The 16717-nt window shown below is 64.0% G+C and carries 13 protein-coding genes; 6 read left to right on the forward strand and 7 right to left on the reverse strand.

Features of this window, described 5'->3' with window-relative positions:
• Positions 1-93: 93 nt before the first annotated feature.
• The 4 genes from I6F17_RS06885 (at position 94) to I6F17_RS06900 (ending at position 4103) form a co-directional block, all read left to right on the forward strand.
• Entirely contained in the window at positions 94-1515 is a 1422-nt protein-coding gene (locus I6F17_RS06885) for a sodium:proton antiporter (RefSeq protein WP_225129645.1), read from the forward strand.
• A gap of 164 nt (positions 1516-1679) precedes the next feature.
• Complete coding sequence (locus I6F17_RS06890; RefSeq protein ID WP_225129643.1) at positions 1680-3272, forward strand: HAMP domain-containing sensor histidine kinase; 1593 nt, start codon at positions 1680-1682, stop codon at positions 3270-3272.
• A 44-nt stretch (positions 3273-3316) separates the two neighbouring features.
• Positions 3317-3520, forward strand: coding sequence for a DUF1289 domain-containing protein (locus I6F17_RS06895; RefSeq protein ID WP_036022214.1), 204 nt, complete (start codon positions 3317-3319; stop codon positions 3518-3520).
• Between the two features lie 28 nt (positions 3521-3548).
• Complete coding sequence (locus tag I6F17_RS06900) at positions 3549-4103, forward strand: TIGR02281 family clan AA aspartic protease (protein ID WP_036001607.1); 555 nt, start codon at positions 3549-3551, stop codon at positions 4101-4103.
• A gap of 105 nt (positions 4104-4208) precedes the next feature.
• On the opposite strand, the gene dusA is transcribed toward I6F17_RS06900, so the two are convergent.
• The 4 genes from dusA to I6F17_RS06920 form a co-directional block, all read right to left on the reverse strand.
• Complete coding sequence (gene dusA, locus I6F17_RS06905; RefSeq protein WP_225129707.1) at positions 4209-5195, reverse strand: tRNA dihydrouridine(20/20a) synthase DusA; 987 nt, start codon at positions 5193-5195, stop codon at positions 4209-4211.
• Between the two features lie 1066 nt (positions 5196-6261).
• Positions 6262-7560 (reverse strand): lysine N(6)-hydroxylase/L-ornithine N(5)-oxygenase family protein, encoded by a 1299-nt coding sequence (locus I6F17_RS06910; protein ID WP_225129641.1) that lies wholly within the window; start codon positions 7558-7560, stop codon positions 6262-6264.
• A gap of 22 nt (positions 7561-7582) precedes the next feature.
• Positions 7583-8644, reverse strand: coding sequence for a GNAT family N-acetyltransferase (locus I6F17_RS06915; RefSeq protein WP_225129638.1), 1062 nt, complete (start codon positions 8642-8644; stop codon positions 7583-7585).
• Between the two features lie 176 nt (positions 8645-8820).
• The gene (locus tag I6F17_RS06920; protein ID WP_225129636.1) at positions 8821-10518 is read right to left on the reverse strand and encodes a cyclic peptide export ABC transporter; all 1698 of its coding nucleotides are present in this window, start codon (positions 10516-10518) and stop codon (positions 8821-8823) included.
• Between the two features lie 255 nt (positions 10519-10773).
• Here I6F17_RS06920 and I6F17_RS06925 point away from each other — a divergent pair, with 255 nt between their 5' ends.
• Together I6F17_RS06925 and I6F17_RS06930 are read left to right on the forward strand one after the other, a co-directional pair.
• Positions 10774-11874, forward strand: coding sequence for a siderophore-interacting protein (locus tag I6F17_RS06925; protein ID WP_225129634.1), 1101 nt, complete (start codon positions 10774-10776; stop codon positions 11872-11874).
• A complete protein-coding gene (locus tag I6F17_RS06930; RefSeq protein ID WP_081494481.1) occupies positions 11871-12722 on the forward strand; it encodes an ATP-binding cassette domain-containing protein in 852 nt (283 codons plus the stop codon). Before I6F17_RS06925 ends, I6F17_RS06930 begins: the two co-directional genes overlap by 4 nt.
• Before the next feature lie 6 nt (positions 12723-12728).
• Here the strand turns inward: I6F17_RS06930 and fhuB are convergent, their stop codons facing one another.
• The 3 genes from fhuB to I6F17_RS06945 form a co-directional block, all read right to left on the reverse strand.
• Positions 12729-14735 carry a Fe(3+)-hydroxamate ABC transporter permease FhuB gene (fhuB, locus tag I6F17_RS06935; RefSeq protein ID WP_225129632.1) on the reverse strand — a complete coding sequence of 669 codons (2007 nt, stop codon included), beginning with the start codon at positions 14733-14735 and terminating at the stop codon, positions 12729-12731.
• Complete coding sequence (locus I6F17_RS06940; RefSeq protein ID WP_225129629.1) at positions 14722-15558, reverse strand: ABC transporter substrate-binding protein; 837 nt, start codon at positions 15556-15558, stop codon at positions 14722-14724. Before I6F17_RS06940 ends, fhuB begins: the two co-directional genes overlap by 14 nt.
• A 178-nt stretch (positions 15559-15736) precedes the next feature.
• Complete coding sequence (locus tag I6F17_RS06945; protein WP_225129627.1) at positions 15737-16717, reverse strand: alpha/beta hydrolase; 981 nt, start codon at positions 16715-16717, stop codon at positions 15737-15739.

Here is a 16717-nt window from a genome sequence, read left to right on the forward strand (position 1 = left end):
GCTTCGAACTTCGTCGCGACCTCGGCCGCGACGAGGTTCTGTCAAGCGCCGACCGAAACAACCATAGACTTCCGGGGGGAAGCCTTGCCTAGCGTGATCGCCGCCATCCTTGTCGTTGCGCGCCTGCTCCCGGTCGCGCTCCTGATCCTGGTTGGATCTCCCGCACAGGCGCTTGCCGCATCGCTCGATGGGGCCAGCATTGGCCCGCAATGGGCGCTTCCATTCGCGGGGATGCTGCTCTCGATCGCCATATTTCCGCTCGCCGCGCCTCACTTCTGGGAGCATCACCAAGGCAAGATTGCCGCGATGTGGGCCACCCTGATCGCGCTGCCGCTTGCAATCTGGTACGGCCCGCTTCCAACCGTCCAAGCGCTCGTTCATACGGCGCTGCTCGAATACGTCCCGTTCATTCTGCTGCTCCTCGCTCTGTTTACCGTCGCCGGCGGAATCGTGGTGCGCGGCAATCTTCACGGCTCCCCCGTCCTGAATACGCTGCTGCTCGCTCTCGGCACTCTGATCGCGAGCGTCATCGGCACGACCGGCGCCTCAATGGTCATGATCCGACCGGTGATCCGCGCCAATGACGATCGGCGCCACAACGCGCATGTCGTGATCTTCTTCATCTTTCTGGTGTCCAACATCGGCGGTTCGCTCTCCCCCCTGGGAGATCCCCCGTTGTTTCTGGGGTTCCTGCGTGGCGTGGATTTTTTCTGGACGACGACACACCTGCTTCCCCAGACCACGTTCGCGGCCTGGATTCTGCTCGCCCTGTTCTTTTGCATCGATACTTATCTCTATCGCAAGGAAGGCCGCGTCAAACCGGACCCAACTCCTGACAATCCTTTGCGGATCAGCGGCGGCCTCAACTTCGCTTTGATGGGAGTCATCATCGCTGCGATCCTCTTGAGTGCCAAGCTCGACCTCGGGGGATTTGAAGTTCTCGGCACGCACATCCAGCTGCAGAATCTCCTGCGCGATGCCGTGATGATCGGAGTCGTGTTCGCATCTCTCGCCGTCACCTCGAAGGAGGACCACGACGCGAACGGCTTCTCTTGGGGCCCCATGATCGAAGTGGCAAAGCTGTTTGCCGCGATCTTCATCACGATCATTCCCGTGCTCGCGATTCTCAACGCCGGCAAATCCGGCGCGTTTGCCTCCGTCGTAAACATGGTCACCAACGCAGACGGCACGCCGAACAATGCCGCATATTTCTGGTTGACCGGCCTGCTCTCATCCTTTCTCGACAATGCGCCGACCTATCTGGTCTTCTTCGAGCTTGCCGGAGGCGATGCCAAGCATCTGATGACGAACGGCGCCTTGACCCTTGCCGCGATTTCCGCCGGTGCGGTGTTCATGGGCGCAAACTCCTACATCGGCAACGCGCCCAATTTCATGGTGTACGCAATTGCCCGAGCGAGTGGTGTCGCAATGCCCGGCTTCTTCGGATACATGGCCTGGACCTCCGTCCTGCTGCTGCCGGTCTTCGGGTTGGTCACGCTCGTCTTCTTCAGATGATCGAAGCGCGGGGGTTGATGAAAGCGGCCGCCCGGACTGCGTAGGAATTAACGCCCGGTTAACGTAATTCTTTAGCTCCTTAAGTCAGCTCTTAAGGATTTCTTGCCAGAGATAGACAATGCAGAAAGCCCGCGTCCGGCGTGGGCAGGAATCCGTGTTGCTTGATGAGTAACCCCGCTGAAAAGCCCGAGGTCGTGCAGCTTCCGGCCGAGCCGGTGAGCGCGCCATCGGCGAGCAGCCGAAGGGCTGCGGCGCAGCGGGTGCGCGAGGCGCGCGACAAGTTAACGTCGACCAGTGGAACCCGGCCGGCTTTCGACGCCGAGATGCTGCGGCAATACGCCCAGACCCGGCTGTCGGCCTCCTATGTCGTGATGCTCCTGGTGGTGGCGACCGGCGTGCTGTTCGGGCTGTGGATGCAGCCGATCCCGGCCGCGGCCTGGACCGCGGGCATGCTCTGCATCCACAGCGCCATGATCCGCAGTTGCCGGCGCTTCCTGACCGAGCCCGCCTCTCCGGCCGCGACACGCGCATGGCGGACGCGCTTCGTCGTGCTCGACCTGCTCTATGGCCTGTGCTGGATGGCGATCCTGATCCATCCCGTGCTCGACATGGTCACGGAAACGCTGATGATGTTCTTGATGCTGCTGGTGATCGCAGTATCGAGCATGCTCGCGGCCAATCTGCCGATCGCAGCCCTCGCCGCCACGGCGCCGGTCGCGGTTGCGATGGCGCTGAGCTTCGTGACGACCGGATCGCTAGATAATTACATCCTGGCAGCGCTGTCGCTCGCCGCCGAAGGCTATTTCGTGCTGCTGGCGCACCGCCTGCACTCCTCCACCTTCGCCACGCTGGAAGCACGTGCGGAAAAGGACGCGCTGATCGGCGAGCTGGAGCAGGCCAAGGCAATCTCGGACGAAGCGCGCCACCGCGCCGAAGCCGCCAACGTCGCCAAGTCGCGCTTCCTCGCGCAGATGAGCCACGAGCTGCGGACGCCGCTGAACGCCATCCTCGGCTTCTCAGAGGTCATGAAGAGCGAGATTTTCGGCGCGCATGCGGTACCGGTCTACAAGGAATATTCCGCCGACATCCATAATTCCGGCGTGCACCTGCTCAACCTCATCAACGAGATCCTCGATCTGTCGCGGATCGAAGCCGGCCGTTACGAGCTGAACGAGGAAGCGGTGTCCCTGGTCGGCATCGTCGCCGATTGCCATCATCTGATGAAGCTGCGTGCCTCGAGCCGCGGCATCACCATCCACGAAGTGTTCGAGCAGGCGATGCCGCGGCTCTGGGCCGACGAGCGCGCGATCCGCCAGGTCGTGCTCAACCTGCTCTCCAATTCGATCAAGTTCACCCCGCAGGGCGGCGAGATCTGGCTCAAGGCCGGCTGGACCGCCTCCGGCGGACAATATCTCTCGGTGAGGGATTCCGGCTCCGGCATTCCCGAGGACGAGATCCCGGTCGTGCTCGCCTCGTTCGGCCAGGGCTCCAATTCGATCAAGTCGGCTGAACAGGGCGCCGGCCTCGGCCTGCCGATCGCCAAGAACCTGATCGACCTGCACGGCGGCACGTTCACGTTGAAATCGAAGCTGCGCATCGGCACCGAGGTGATCGTCACGTTTCCGCCGGAGCGCGTGATGAGCGCGCTTGCCCCACTCTCGGACGATTCTCCACCGCTCCAGCCGGAGAGCTCCGTCGTGCCGGACGAGAAACGCCCGCGGCACAAGCCGATCATGAGTGCCGGCACAGGCTCTTAACGAGATGCTTGCAGACATGCCCGATCATCCCTCACTATGTCCGTATGAGCAAAGAAACGCCGTGCGTCGCCGTGTGCATGATCGATCCCAAGACCAAGCTGTGCTTCGGCTGCGGCCGCACCTTGCCGGAGATCGCACGCTGGCACGCCATGGAGAGCGCGGACCGGCGCGCGATCATGGCCCTCTTGCCGGAGCGCATGACGGAAGCCGGACTAGTGCCGATCGCTGGATCCCCAAAGCACGTCTGATCCGCCTGCGTGCCCTTGGAGGCGCGCGATGATCCGCTTCCTGCTCGTCCTGATCATGCTCGCCGGCACGGCAGGTGCCGTCGTCGCCTATGGCGATCCCGACCAGATCGCGCGCGCCAGCCACAAGGTCTCGCATATTTTTCGCGCACAAGCCGCCTCCCCGGCGCCGGCCGTGCAGATCCCGCGTGGCCAGGGCGGCGAATTCACGCTGCGCGCGAAGATCAACGGCGTCACTGCGCCGATGGTGATCGATACCGGCGCGACGTCGGTGGTGCTGACCTGGGAAACCGCAAGGGCGATCGGGCTGCCGCTCGAGATGCTTGAATACGACGTCGATCTCGAGACCGCAGGCGGCCACACCAAGGCAGCGCGGCTCACGCTCGACCGTCTCGCCGTCGGCAAGCTGGTCGAGAAGTCGGTGCCGGCCCTCGTCGTGCAGCGCGGCCAGATGAAGACCAATCTGCTCGGCATGAGCTTCCTCGACCGGCTGGAAAGCTGGGGCGTGCGCGCCGACACGCTGATGCTGACAGGGTATCCGGAACAGCAGCGCAGTCCCCGCCGCGCGCGTACGGCGGTCGACTAAAGCGCGATGCGATTAGGATGAATCGTCTCGCGCTTTAGGTTGTTGTTTGAACATGATCTTTTCGAAAAACCGCTGCGCACTTTTCCGGATCATGCTCCCGCTCATTCAGGCCGCCTCAGCCGGCGCGCGGGCCCCGACACACGTAATCGCCTCGCGCAGCACGTCGAGACCGGCGCCGGGCTTCACACCCTGCTCGGCCAGATGCCGGCGGAACGCACGCGCGCCGGGCACAGCATGAAATGCGCCGACGAAATGCCGCGTGATCGCGTGCAGCCGCGTGCCGCGCGCGAGCTGCTCTTCGATGTAGGGCATCATCGCCTCGAGCGCGTCCTGCATGGTGGCGTGCGGCGCCGGCCCTCCAAAGATTTCGTGGTCGACCGCGAGCAGCCGCCACGGCTCCTGATAGGCGGCGCGGCCGAGCATCACGCCGTCGACATGGGCAAGATGCGCCTTTGCCTCGTCGATGCTCCGAACGCCGCCATTGATGATGACGGGCACATCGGGCATCGCGCGCTTGAGCCGGTAGACGCGATCATAGTCGAGCGGCGGGATATCGCGGTTCTCCTTCGGCGACAGGCCGTTGAGCCAGGCCTTGCGGGCGTGCACGATCAACGCATCGCTGCCCGCGGCGACCACCGCACGCGCGAGCGCATCGAGCGCGACCTCCGGATCCTGATCATCGATGCCGATGCGGCACTTCACCGTGACGGGAACGGCGACCACGCGCTTCATCGCGTCGACGCACCTCGCCACCAGCTCCGGCTCGGCCATTAGACAGGCGCCGAAACGGCCATCCTTCACACGATCGGACGGGCAGCCGACATTGAGATTGATCTCGTCATAACCGAAGTCCTCGCCGATCCGTGCCGCCGCCGCGAGCTCGCGCGGATCCGATCCGCCGAGCTGAAGTGCCACGGGGTGCTCGACCGCGTCGAACCCAAGCAGCCGCACCCGGTCCCCGTGAATGATCGCGCCGGTCGTCAGCATCTCGGTATAGAGCAATCCCCGCCGCGTCAGGTGACGGTGGAACACCCGGCAATGCCGGTCGGTCCAATCCATCATGGGCGCCACGGAAAAGCGATGAGACAACATATGGATCATATAGACTTTCGAGCCCCCGACGGGAATAGCGGATTTCATGACCGTGCCGGGCCCGATGGCACGCTCTGCGAGCCAATCGGCGCGGGGAAGGCCGGCGCCAGACCAGACGGCAAGCGGTTCGCGGCAGCACGGCGCGGCGCCGCGCTCGAACGCGTACACGTCGAGCGCGACCAGTCCGCTGCCGGCGAGTAGCGCGCGAAGTGCATGCTCACGTGGCCCGCCGGAAGATTGCCTTGATCTCCCGGTGCACATGTCGTGGATACGCTGAGGCGCTACACCAAGCTCAAGCAGCAGCTCGCCCGCGAGCACTCGGGCGAGCTCGCTGGCTTCGACAGGGAGCGCCGGTCCAATGCTCAAGCTCGTGAGACAGCGTCTGAAAACAATCGACCTGCTTTGTGCCCACGCATGTACCGCCTTAGCCACCAGCCGCCCGCGTGAAACGCGAGGGCGACGCCGATAAGGGGAGAGGACGAACGTTTCCTTTCCGAACGGAAGAACGTCGGAACGCAAAGCGGCAGATGACGCTATCGAGACTCTCATTCACGTCGCGCATGCGGTGTCCGTGAAAGGCCATCCAGTTCTCGATGCGACGCACGCCTGAGCGTCCCAAGCCCGGCTGCGCCAGGAGCTCGGTCTTGGTGTGAAGCGACGCAATCTCGAGGAGGTAGTGCATGCGCGTCACGGGCTCTCTGCCAACCAACGCCGCAAGCGGACTGTGAACCAGAATGCCTGCAATTCGCTCAGGGAGAAGGCTTTGCCCCTGCTTGGGAACGAGAGCTTTCCTCACGGTCAATTCCAGCTAGACTTTCAGAAGTTCCAAGATCGTTCTAAGAACTCCTCTAGCAAAGCCAATCGGCGTTGTCTCACACGTACACGCTGCGGTTGATCTCGATTAGACAGGTTCTAGATCGGGAATCCCAAAGCGCCAGCGGAACACGCCTGCAGGGTAACCGAGAGAACGCCAGCTATTGTGTAATGAGAACGGGACGATTCGTGATGCGCTTCGATCTCCATCCGCGCAAGGCTTTTGGAGCTGCGATCTCTCCCGGATCGTGTTCTAGGCAATGAGTTCCCGGCGCGAGATTGTCGAGAGCAGAGACTCCGCAATCTCCTGCGACCGCACGGCAATCACCGAAAGCAGCGTGTCGCTCAGGCCGTGCGAGGACTCCGAATAGCCCTGGAGGTGGATCTGCGGCCGGAACGCCGGATTGGTCACGAGCCGGTAGTTGCGATCCAGCGCCGCATCGCGAATGTAGCGGCGGATCGGTTCGAGAAACCCGTGCGGCGTCTCCCTGTCGTATCCCGTCGCCAGCACGACCACGTCATAAGTCGAACGACGGTTTTCGCCGCGGAACTTGTCAATCACGCCGATCTCGATGCCGTCCGGTCCCGCATCCACATTGGAAATCTCGCTGCGGGGACGCAACATGACCCTTGTGTCGCCACCGACGCGCTGCTGGTAGAGCAGCCGATAAAGCTGGTCCAGCAGGTCGGCATCGACGACGGCGTAGTTGGTGTTCCGGAAGTTGCGGACGATCGCATCCCGCCGCTCGGCAGGCTGCGCGTAGACGAAGTCCGTATAGTCGGGGTTGAAGATCTCGTTGACGAAGGGACTGCTGTCGGACGGCTTGAGAGCATGGCCGCGGAAGATCAGATCGATATGCGCTTCGGGACATCGGCCATGAAGATCAACCGTTACCTCGGTCGCGCTCTGTCCGCCACCGACGACGGCCACACGCACGGCCCGGCCGCGCGGGACAACGCGCTCGATCAGGTCGAGATAGCGGCTGGAATGCAGCAGCCTGCGATCGTCGGCAGCCTTGGCAAACACCTGCGGAACATAGGGCTGGCCTCCCACCGCGACCACGAGATTTCGCGCCAGCCGCACGGTCTCCCCGCCGGCGAGCGAGCGCGAATGCACCCGCAACGACGTCACCGTCTGCCCGGCCGTCACCGGCTCGACGGCGACGATGGTCTCGCCGTAAGCGGCCTGCGACTTAAAATGGCTCGCCACCCACTGCAGGTAATCGTTGAACTCGACCCTGCTCGGATAGAACGTCCGGCAGTTGATGAAATCCAGTAGGCGGCCGCGCTTATGCAGGTAGTTCACGAAGGTGAAGGGACTGGTCGGATCGCGCAAGGAGACCAGATCTTTGAGAAACGATATCTGCATGTCGCTGCCCGGAAGCAGCATGCCGCCATGCCAGGTAAAGTGCGGCTGCTTCTCCACGAACAGCGGCGTGCATTTCAGCCGTGATCGCTTCGCGCATTCGTCCAATGCGATGGCGAGCGCGAGATTGGAAGGCCCGAATCCGACGCCAATGACGTCGTGCTCGATCGCAAGTTGATGGGACATGAAGCCGCGCTCCGCTTGCGCTTTAAGACGAGACCGTTGGGCCGGCGGCTGCCGGAAGCCAAAGCCGATCGCCGAAGAAGCGCTCGCGCAACAGCATGACCAGGGTCGCGCGCTTATGGGGAAAGTCGAAATTCTTGATCTTCGCAAACCCCGAGCGCTCGAGATTGCGAAGCTGCTGGGAGTGCGCCGCCGCCGGCTCCCCGACGATCCGCTGCGTGCGGCAATCGTCGAGAAACATGTAGTGCATCAGAGACGGCAGCCACGCGCTGACGTAACGACCGCCGCGAAAAGCGTCCTCGCCCACGATCACGTGCCATCCCCGGTCATAGTCGTCGGCATCATAGAACGGCGCAATGCGATTTTCCTTGGCCCAATAGAGCTCGAAATAGCCGAACGGCTGCTCGCCGAAGCAGCCGATCAACGGCAGCATATGAGGATCGGCCAGAATGCCGGCCAGATATTGCCGATGCTTGTCGAGATCGCCCGCCTCGTTCCAGAATGCATCGACGCGAGGATCGTTCATCCAGCGGTGCAACAAATGGAGGTCATTCTCGAGATCGGCCACTCGAAACGAGATGACCTCCGACAGCCAGGGAATGAAACGACCGTACACCTTTCCCGCCGGCTTTGCGGCGCGGCGCGGATGGCGCTTGCCGTCCGTCATGACGTGGAGTTGCGGCAATGGCGGTCGCCCGGGGTTGACCAGCCAGTTGTCCCGCCGCTGCATGACTAGTTCGGGCAGCAGCACCAGCTGCCCCTCGGACATGATGGCGAGACCACTCTCCGTCAGCTCTCGTGCAAGCGGCGCTCTTCCAGCGAAGTCCAGAACGAGCCGATCGGCGCCAGGTCGCCAGGCAAACAGCGCCTCGGCGGACGCCGACACCGCCCGTGCCGCAACCTCGCGGTCGTCCGAGGCATTCAGGATATCGAGGTGATCGACGCGCTCGCGCAGACGCAGTTCCAACGCGGTCACATCGGCGGCGACGACGCGAAGGCGATCGCCCTCCTGGAAAACGGTCTGAGCGGAATATGGGCCGACCGGGAACGCACGAGGTCCAGTCCCGGAATCCGAAGCCTTGTTCATCCGGCCCTCGCATCGATCATCGCTGAGGCGTGGTGTAGATCACTCGCCTACAGGCTGACAAGAAATGCGCGCACACGCAGATTAGATTCTCTACAAATCTGACGGCCTGTCGCAAAACTGGATCGCATGCTGTGATTGCGTGCGACAAATAGCGCCAGCGGCTCGCTACAATGTGTCTAAAGCGGCGCATCGGTTGGAACTGCGGAAACTCCAACGACGTTGCTGGCCCTTGCCTCGCTTGCGACGATCTTGCCGTCGCGCAGCCGCACCAGATGATCCGCAATCCCGAAATAGCGATCATCGTGTGAAATCACGATGATGGTCTTTCCGAGACGCTTCAGATCGGGCAGCAGCTCCGTATAGAAGATGTGCCGGAACGCCGGATCCTGATCCGCGGCCCATTCGTCGAACACGAGCACGGGTCTTTCCTCGAGCCATGCATTCATCAGCGCCAATCGCTTGCGCTGTCCGGTCGACAGGTCCGTCGTCGTGAACACGCCGTTCTCGACCGAGACCTTGTGCGCGATCTCCAGCCGCTGGAGATAGCGTTCCGCCACATCAGGAACCACGCCCTCCCCACGAATGAGATCCTCAAACAGATAATAGTCGGAGAAGATGGTCGTGAAGAGCTGGCGGTAATCGTCGCGTGTCTCCGTCAGGACCGGCGAACCGTCACACAGCACGGCGCCGCCATGCGGAGCATAAAGGCCCAGCAACAACTTGATCAGGGTCGTCTTTCCACTGCCGTTCTGCCCCACGATGAAGACGATGTCGCCTTGCCGAACGAACAGATCAACCGGCCCGAGGACAAAGGGATCGCTGCCCGGCACCGCGCGAAAGGCATAGGTGACGCCGCGAAGCTCGATGGATTCGATGGTGGTCTTGGCGGGCGCAGCGGGAGCACTGGCCAGCAGATCGTGCTCGGGGGTCGAGAACTGCTCCGAGAGCTCCGCAATGCGGCGCATCGCGACCTGGGCGCGGCCGAGCGCCGGCAGGATGCCAATGACCTGGTCGATGGGCCCGCGCATAAAGAGCAGCACCAGCACGAACCCGCTGGACACCGCAGCGGGACTGTCGGGCCACAGGAACGGTCGCAAGGTCAGCGCCACGCCGATCACGACGAAGAACAGCATCGTCCCGAACGCCCGCGCCGTCACGAACAGATTGATCGACCTGATCTGCACCGAGCTGATCCGGTCGACGGTCTGCTGGAGCTGCTCGACATAGACGCGCCGACGGCGCACCCGATTGAGGCGCAACTCCTTGGCACCTTCGGCGATCGCGCGATATTGCTTGTGCAGCTGATCTTCGGCCTCTCGCGCGGTGCTGAAGCCGCGAACGCCGCGCGTCCTCGCATATCCATGCGCCAGCGATCCCAGCACGATGACGACTCCCGTGATCAGGAAAAGCTGCCAAGACAGCACCGCCAGGTAAACCATGCAGCCGAGCGCGATCACGAGCGACACGAAAAAGGACGAAAAGAAGAACGCGAAATCGCTGATCGTGTCGACGTCCTGCGTGAGAACCGGGATCAGGCGATGCGTCCGATAGATTTCGAGCTGATCGATCGGCGCAGCCAGGATTTTGGCGGCGAGCGACTTACGAAGCTCGGCGATGATCCGCTGTCCGACATAATTGGCGCTGATGTCGGCGCCAATGGAACCGATCAGGATCAGAAGGCACAGGCCAGCGAAGGCGAAAAACAGCGTTACCACGTCGGCCTGCGTGGCATAAAGCCCATGATTCACGACCGCGAGCAACGCCGCGACGGAGGCACCGCCGACCACTCCGAGAACGCTGCCGCCGAGCACGAGTGGCCAGTAGGGCCGCAGGAGCTGCAGGATCTGCGTGGTCAGGCCGCTTCGTGAGTTCATGATGAGAGCCGCGCTGGAGGAGACCTGAAGCGAACCTATATGGACGGACAAGCCGTGCCGAAGTGATGCGATTACATGATGGCGGCCCCGCAATTCCAGCGCTTATTTTCGCTGCTCTTTCGATGGATTCTAATTTGGGATCGGCAATGCCTTTAATATGATGCGGGTAGTATCGCTTTTGCATCGCAGCCGGCGAGCGAGCAGGATTTATGATCCAGAGCCGTACCAGGCCGCGACATCCGGACATTGAAGCGCTTGCAGGCCGGCATCGGACAGGCCCGGTGGAGAATGACTTTGGACTTGCTGATCTCCGAAACCCGCATCGCGCTTCCCGACGCCGCCGGCCTCGCTGCGCGGATGATCGACCATCTGGCCGAGCATGACATCGCGTTCGAGGACCGGGACGGCCTCATGGTCGCGAAACTGCCGTTCGGCACCAGTTCCCTCGCCGTCGAGGCCGAAGCGCTCAAGATCCGCGTCGAGGCCAACGACAAGGGCAATCTGGAAATGCTGCGCTCGGTCGTCGCCTCGCATGTGATCGAGTTCGCGGGCGACATTGCCCCAACCATCATTTGGTCAGGTCACGAATCCAACGGCGGCACGCTGGCCAATTTCCGTGAAGTGCGGCTGAAGGCCGCGATCACCCTGACGCCGCACATGCGGCGGCTGACCTTCACGGGCGACGATCTCGCCCGTTTCGCGAATGACGACGATCTGCACGTGCGGCTGTACTTCCCGCCCGAGGGCCTCGCCAAGCCCGAATGGCCGTGGCCCGCGCCCGACGGACGCATCCTGTGGCCGGAGCCCGACCGCAGGCCCGTCACCCGCTATTACACGATCCGCCGCATCGACCTGCAGAGCCGCGAGATCGACATCGACTTCGTAGTCCATGATCATGCCGGGCCGGGCTCGGCGTTCGCCGTCAACGCGACGGCCGGCGCCATCTGCGGCATGGCCGGCCCGCTCGGCCGGGGCATTCGCCCGGCGCGCTGGATGCTGCTGGTGGGCGACGAAACCGCCCTGCCCGCCATCGCGCGAATTCTGGAGACGCTGCCGGCGACAGCGACGGGTGAGGCCTTTATCGAGGTCGCGGATCGGCGCGAGGACGTTCCGCTGGTCGCCCCGGCCGGGGTAGCGATCCGCTGGTTGCATCGCGAGGGCCGTCCAGCCGGGACGACGCAGCTCCTGGTCGACGCCGTCAAGGCGGTGCGATGGCCGGACCATCGGGACGTCTTCGCCTGGATCGCGTGTGAGGCGCAGGCGCTGAAGGTCCTGCGCAACCATCTGCGCGATGAGCGAAAGCTTTCCCGCGACCAGCTTCTGGCCGTCGCCTATTGGAGCCTACGCCAACCATGACGATCCAACACGCGCAGACGAGCGAAAGGACGCTCGCCTTGCCCGACGTCACGCAGGCCTCACTGGAAGCGCCCGCGCCCTTGTTCCAGCTCGACCAGGTCGGCTTCGCCGTGGCCGGGCGCGCGCTGCTCGAACCGCTGACGCTATCCCTTCCCGCACGCAGCGTCGTCGGGCTGATCGGCCATAATGGCTCCGGCAAATCGACCTTGCTGAAATTGTTGTCGCGCCAGCAGCCGAGCTCGTCAGGAACGATTCGTTTCGAAGGCCGCGCACTGCGCGCCTGGAGCGATCGGGACTATGCCCGCAAGGTCGCCTACCTGCCGCAGCAGACGCCGCCCGCCGCCGGCATGCTGGTCAAGGAGCTGGTCGCACTCGGCCGCTATCCCTGGCACGGCGCGCTCGGACGGTTCGGTGACATCGACCGCGAGAAGGTCGCAAACGCCATGGCGTTGACCCATATCGAACCCTTTGCGGATCGCCTGGTCGATACGTTGTCCGGCGGCGAGCGCCAGCGGGCGTGGATCGCCATGCTGGTTGCGCAGGATGCCGAGTGCCTGCTGCTCGACGAGCCGACCTCGGCGCTCGACATCGCTCATCAGATCGAAGTGCTGTCGCTGGTCAGGCAGCTCGCCCGCGAGCGCAATCTCGGCGTGGTCGTGGTGCTCCACGACGTCAACATGGCCGCCCGCTTCTGCGACGAGATCATCGCGCTGCATTCCGGGAAGCTGATCGCGCGCGGCACACCGGACAAGATCATGACGCCGGCCGAGCTCGAAACCATCTACGGCATCCCCATGGGCGTGATGCCGTCGCCGGACCATGGCCATCTCATCAGCTTCGCGCGGTGAGCGCCGTCAACCGCGCTGCGGGCGCAGCAGCCAGATGAGATAGGGTCCGGCAAGCATCATGGCGAAGATGCCGGCGGGCATCTGGAACGGGAAGATCACCATGCGTCCGGCCCAATCCGCCGTGACCATCAGGATCGCCCCGATCAACGCGGCCAGCGCCGCCTGATGCAGCGCGCGCTGCGCCCCCATCATCCGTGCCATATGTGGCGCGATGAAGCCGACCAGGCTCAGAAGACCAACCATCAGCGTGGCCGTCGCCGTCAGCAACGCCGTCAGCAGCATGATGATGACGCGGCTCCGCGTCAGCGAGATGCCGATCGAACGCGAGGTCGCAGATCCCAGCGGCAGGATATCAAGCCAGCGGGACAGCATTGGCACCATGATCAGCAGAACGAGCGCCGCGGCGGCGAGGATTGCGGCCTCGGCCGGGCCGATCTGGTAGAGCGAGCCTGTCAGCAGCGACAGCAGCGTGCCGATGCGGGGATCGCCTGTCGCCAGCGCCATGGCAATGATCGCGCCGAATGCCGCGCTCATGGCGACGCCTGCCAGCAGCACGCGCTCCGGACTGAACTCGGACCGCCGGCTGAACAGCAGCACCAGCGCCAGCACGATGAAGGCGCCGATCCCGGCCGCTGCAATCTGCTCCAGCCGGGTGTGCGCGGGAAAGAGATAGAGCAGAACGATCACGCCCATCGCGGCGCCATAGCTGATGCCCATGACCTCCGGCGCGGCCATCGGATTTCCGGTCATCCGCTGCAGCAGCGTGCCGGCGACCGCCAGCGTCGCGCCCGCGGCCAGCGCCGACACCACGCGCGGCCAGCGCCACGGCCAGAATTCCTGCAAGCCCGACAGGCCGCTCCAGCGCCAGCCGTCGGAGCCGACGCCGAGGGCCAGCGCGATCCAGACGGCGAGGAGCAGCAAGATCAAGGCCAAAAGGATCACGCGCCAAGGATGATTGAGACGCGCCGGAGCGGATGGCGTGAGGTTTCCCATCGGCATGATGGCTCGCAGCCGCGGCAGCAGCACGAGCAACATTGGCGCGCCGATCAGGGCCGTCACTGCACCGGCCGGCATTTCGCGATAGCCGGGCGGGATCAGAAGCACGAGCTGATCCGTCAGCCACAGCAGCAGGGCGCCGCAAAGTGGCGCCCAGATCAGCCGGTCGCGAAAGCGGCGCGCGCCTGACAGCATGACGATGGCCGGCGCGGACAAACCGACAAATCCCATAACGCCGACCACGCTGACGACTGACGCACTGAGCGCGATTGCGATGACGAGCGCGAAGACCCGGGCCTTCGTCAATCCGAGGCCCAGATTGCGCGCGGTCTCGTCGTCGAAGCCGAGCAGGGTCAGCGGACGAACCATCGCCGCGATCAGCACGATCGAAATCAGCAGCCGCGGCGCAAGGAACGTGACGTTGCTCCAATTCTGCTGATTGAGGAAGCCGGCGCCCCAGATGAACAGCCCGATCAGATATTCGTGGTTAAGCAGCACCAGCGCCTGGGTGGTCACCGCGCAGTAGTAGCTGACGATCAATCCGGCAAGCACCAGGACGACGGGCGACAGCGCACGCTTCCAGGTCAGCCCGAACACGCACAGGAACGCAGCGAACCCGCCGCACAGCGCAATCCACTCGCGGCCGAAGGCCAGCAGCGACGGCGCCCACAGGGTCGTCACGGCCAGCGCAAGATAGGCGCCGTTCAGGACGCCGATGGTGCTCGGCTCCGCAAGCGGATTGCGCAACACCTGCTGAGAGACCGTGCCGGCAAGACCGAGGGCTGCGCCGGCCAGCAGCGCCACTGCGATGCGCGGAAACACGGTGTAGTGCACCAGCATCTGCTGGGGATCGGTGACCTCGGGCCGCCACAACACCGGCAGCCAGGCGCCTGCGGGCAGATATCCGGACAGGTTGCGCCAGGTCAGCGCGGCCGCGGCTGCCAGCAGCAAGCCGATCAGCACCGCCGGATGCATCTCCAAGCCGGACCGGGCCGGCAGTGCCTCAACCTTGCTCATGGCTTTCCCGCGGCAGACGTTCGGCGAGAAGGCGGGCGAAACGTTCGGCCGCCGGCACGCCGCCATAGAAGAACTGGTTACCCAGGACCGTCAGCCGATGCGACCGAAGAGACGGCAGGGTTTGAAGCACAGGGCTTGCCTTCAGCAGCGCTTCGACATCGGCGACCCGCGAGGTCATCAACACCAGCCGCGCGTCCGGAATCGCGGCGAGCACTTCGAGCCCAACACTGGTATGGCCCCATGGGCCGCTCTGTCCCGTCCAGGCATTCTTCAATCCGCACCGATCGAGCACCTCCTGATAGAGGCTGTTCGGTCCGAACACGAGCGCGCGGTTGCGCGCGATCTCGCTGACGAGATAGAGCGGCTTGCCGCCGCGACCCTGGAGCCGCTCACGATAGCCGGCCATGGCGACGTCGAAACGGGCGAAATAGGCTTCGCACGCCGACTGCACCCCGAGACGTTTGGCAAGCTCCAGCGTCGAATGGCGCGCCGTGTCGAGAGGATGCCCGCCGGGTCTGAAGATCGTGAACGTTTCGACCGGCGCGATCAGCTTGAGCCGGGGGGCGGCGGCCGCAATGCTGGGGTCGATGACGATGATGTCGGGCGCGAAGCTCTGCAACAGTTCGAGATTTGGCTCCGAACGCAGACCAATTTCCTGAACCGCGGACGGAACGGGCGGCTCGACGACGAGCCGGCCATAGCGCTCGATCTCCGGAATCACCAGCGGCACAACGCCGAGCGCCAGGATCGTCTGGGCACAGGCCCAGCCGAGCGCGGCGACCCGGGGCCCGGATTGCGATCCAGCGGTTTGGGCAAACGCCATGGGCCATGGACCCGCAAGGGCCGTGCCTCCGATCGCCGCGCCCGCGCCGAGGAGCGCACGGCGGGACAGCCTATGGTCTGGAATAGACGTGCTCATGGGATCCGTTCAGGCGCCTCTCGCAGAGAGGCCGCGACAGATGATGATCATGACATACTCTCGTTCACGCTGCATTGCCATATCAGGCCGCCTTTTCGCCAGCGGCGAGAAAGGCCTTGGCCAGCGCCCGCCCGATCGTCGCCCTCGCCTGCAAGGCATCGGTCACGACATTCCCCATGCGCAGGAATTCATGGATCATGCCGGGATAAACGTGCAGATGGACGGGAACACCGGCCACCGCCAAGCGGGCTGCATAATCGCGCCCCTCGTCCACCAGCGGATCGAACTCGGCGAGGACGATGCATGCGGGAGCAAGGCCCGACAAATCATCCGATGCGAGCGGCGCAAAACGCCAATCGTCGCGATCCGACTCGTCGCGGAGATATTGCCGGAAGAACCAATCGACAGTGCTGCGCTCCAGGAGATGGCCGGTACCGTAGCGCTGGTAGGATGCGGAGGTCTGTCGGGAGCTGAGACCGGGATAAGCGAGAACCTGAAGCACCGGCTGCGGAAGGCCCGTGTTTGTCCTCGCCTCGATCGCGAGCGCGGCGGCAAGCGTTCCGCCGGCGCTGTCGCCGCCGACGGCGACCCGGCGGGGATCGAGCCCGATCGCGCGGCCCTCGAGGCCGATCCAGGTCAGCGCATCGACTGCATCCTCGAAGGCCGTCGGAAACTTGTGCTCCGGTGCGAGCCTGTAGCCGACCGAGAGCACGGCCGCACCGCTGTCCTCGGCGAGGCCGCGGCACAATGGCTGATGCGAATCGAGGCTGCCGACGACGAAGCCGCCGCCGTGCATGTAAAGAAGAACAGGAATGGGAGTGCGTTCGCTCGGCTGCGCGCTCGCATAGAGCCGCGCCTCGATGATCGCGCCATCCCGCACCGGCAGCGACAAACGCCGCTCGTAGGCAAGCGCCGGCGGATCGACGTCGAGCAGCGGCGAGGACGCATCGAAATCGGCTCGCGCCTGCGCAGCAGTCAATTGCGGAAACGGAACGCGCGCGCCGCTTTCGGTGCCGGCCTGCACCATCTCGAGCAATGCCGCGATATCTGGATCAAGACTCAA

The organism is Bradyrhizobium sp. NBAIM18 (assembly GCF_020193825.1).
Classification (GTDB): domain Bacteria; phylum Pseudomonadota; class Alphaproteobacteria; order Rhizobiales; family Xanthobacteraceae; genus Bradyrhizobium; species Bradyrhizobium yuanmingense.

Excerpts from the sequence above, each read along its gene's own strand:
- dusA (WP_225129707.1), bottom strand. The coding sequence starts at position 5,195 with ATGTTGTCTCATCGCTTTTCCGTGGCGCCCATGATGGATTGGACCGAC.
- I6F17_RS06900 (WP_036001607.1), top strand. The coding sequence starts at position 3,549 with ATGATCCGCTTCCTGCTCGTCCTGATCATGCTCGCCGGCACGGCAGGT.
- I6F17_RS06930 (WP_081494481.1), top strand. The coding sequence starts at position 11,871 with ATGACGATCCAACACGCGCAGACGAGCGAAAGGACGCTCGCCTTGCCC.
- I6F17_RS06895 (WP_036022214.1), top strand. The coding sequence starts at position 3,317 with ATGAGCAAAGAAACGCCGTGCGTCGCCGTGTGCATGATCGATCCCAAG.
- I6F17_RS06910 (WP_225129641.1), bottom strand. The coding sequence starts at position 7,560 with ATGTCCCATCAACTTGCGATCGAGCACGACGTCATTGGCGTCGGATTC.
- I6F17_RS06940 (WP_225129629.1), bottom strand. The coding sequence starts at position 15,558 with ATGGCGTTTGCCCAAACCGCTGGATCGCAATCCGGGCCCCGGGTCGCC.
- fhuB (WP_225129632.1), bottom strand. The coding sequence starts at position 14,735 with ATGAGCAAGGTTGAGGCACTGCCGGCCCGGTCCGGCTTGGAGATGCAT.
- I6F17_RS06915 (WP_225129638.1), bottom strand. The coding sequence starts at position 8,644 with ATGAACAAGGCTTCGGATTCCGGGACTGGACCTCGTGCGTTCCCGGTC.
- I6F17_RS06890 (WP_225129643.1), top strand. The coding sequence starts at position 1,680 with ATGAGTAACCCCGCTGAAAAGCCCGAGGTCGTGCAGCTTCCGGCCGAG.
- I6F17_RS06920 (WP_225129636.1), bottom strand. The coding sequence starts at position 10,518 with ATGAACTCACGAAGCGGCCTGACCACGCAGATCCTGCAGCTCCTGCGG.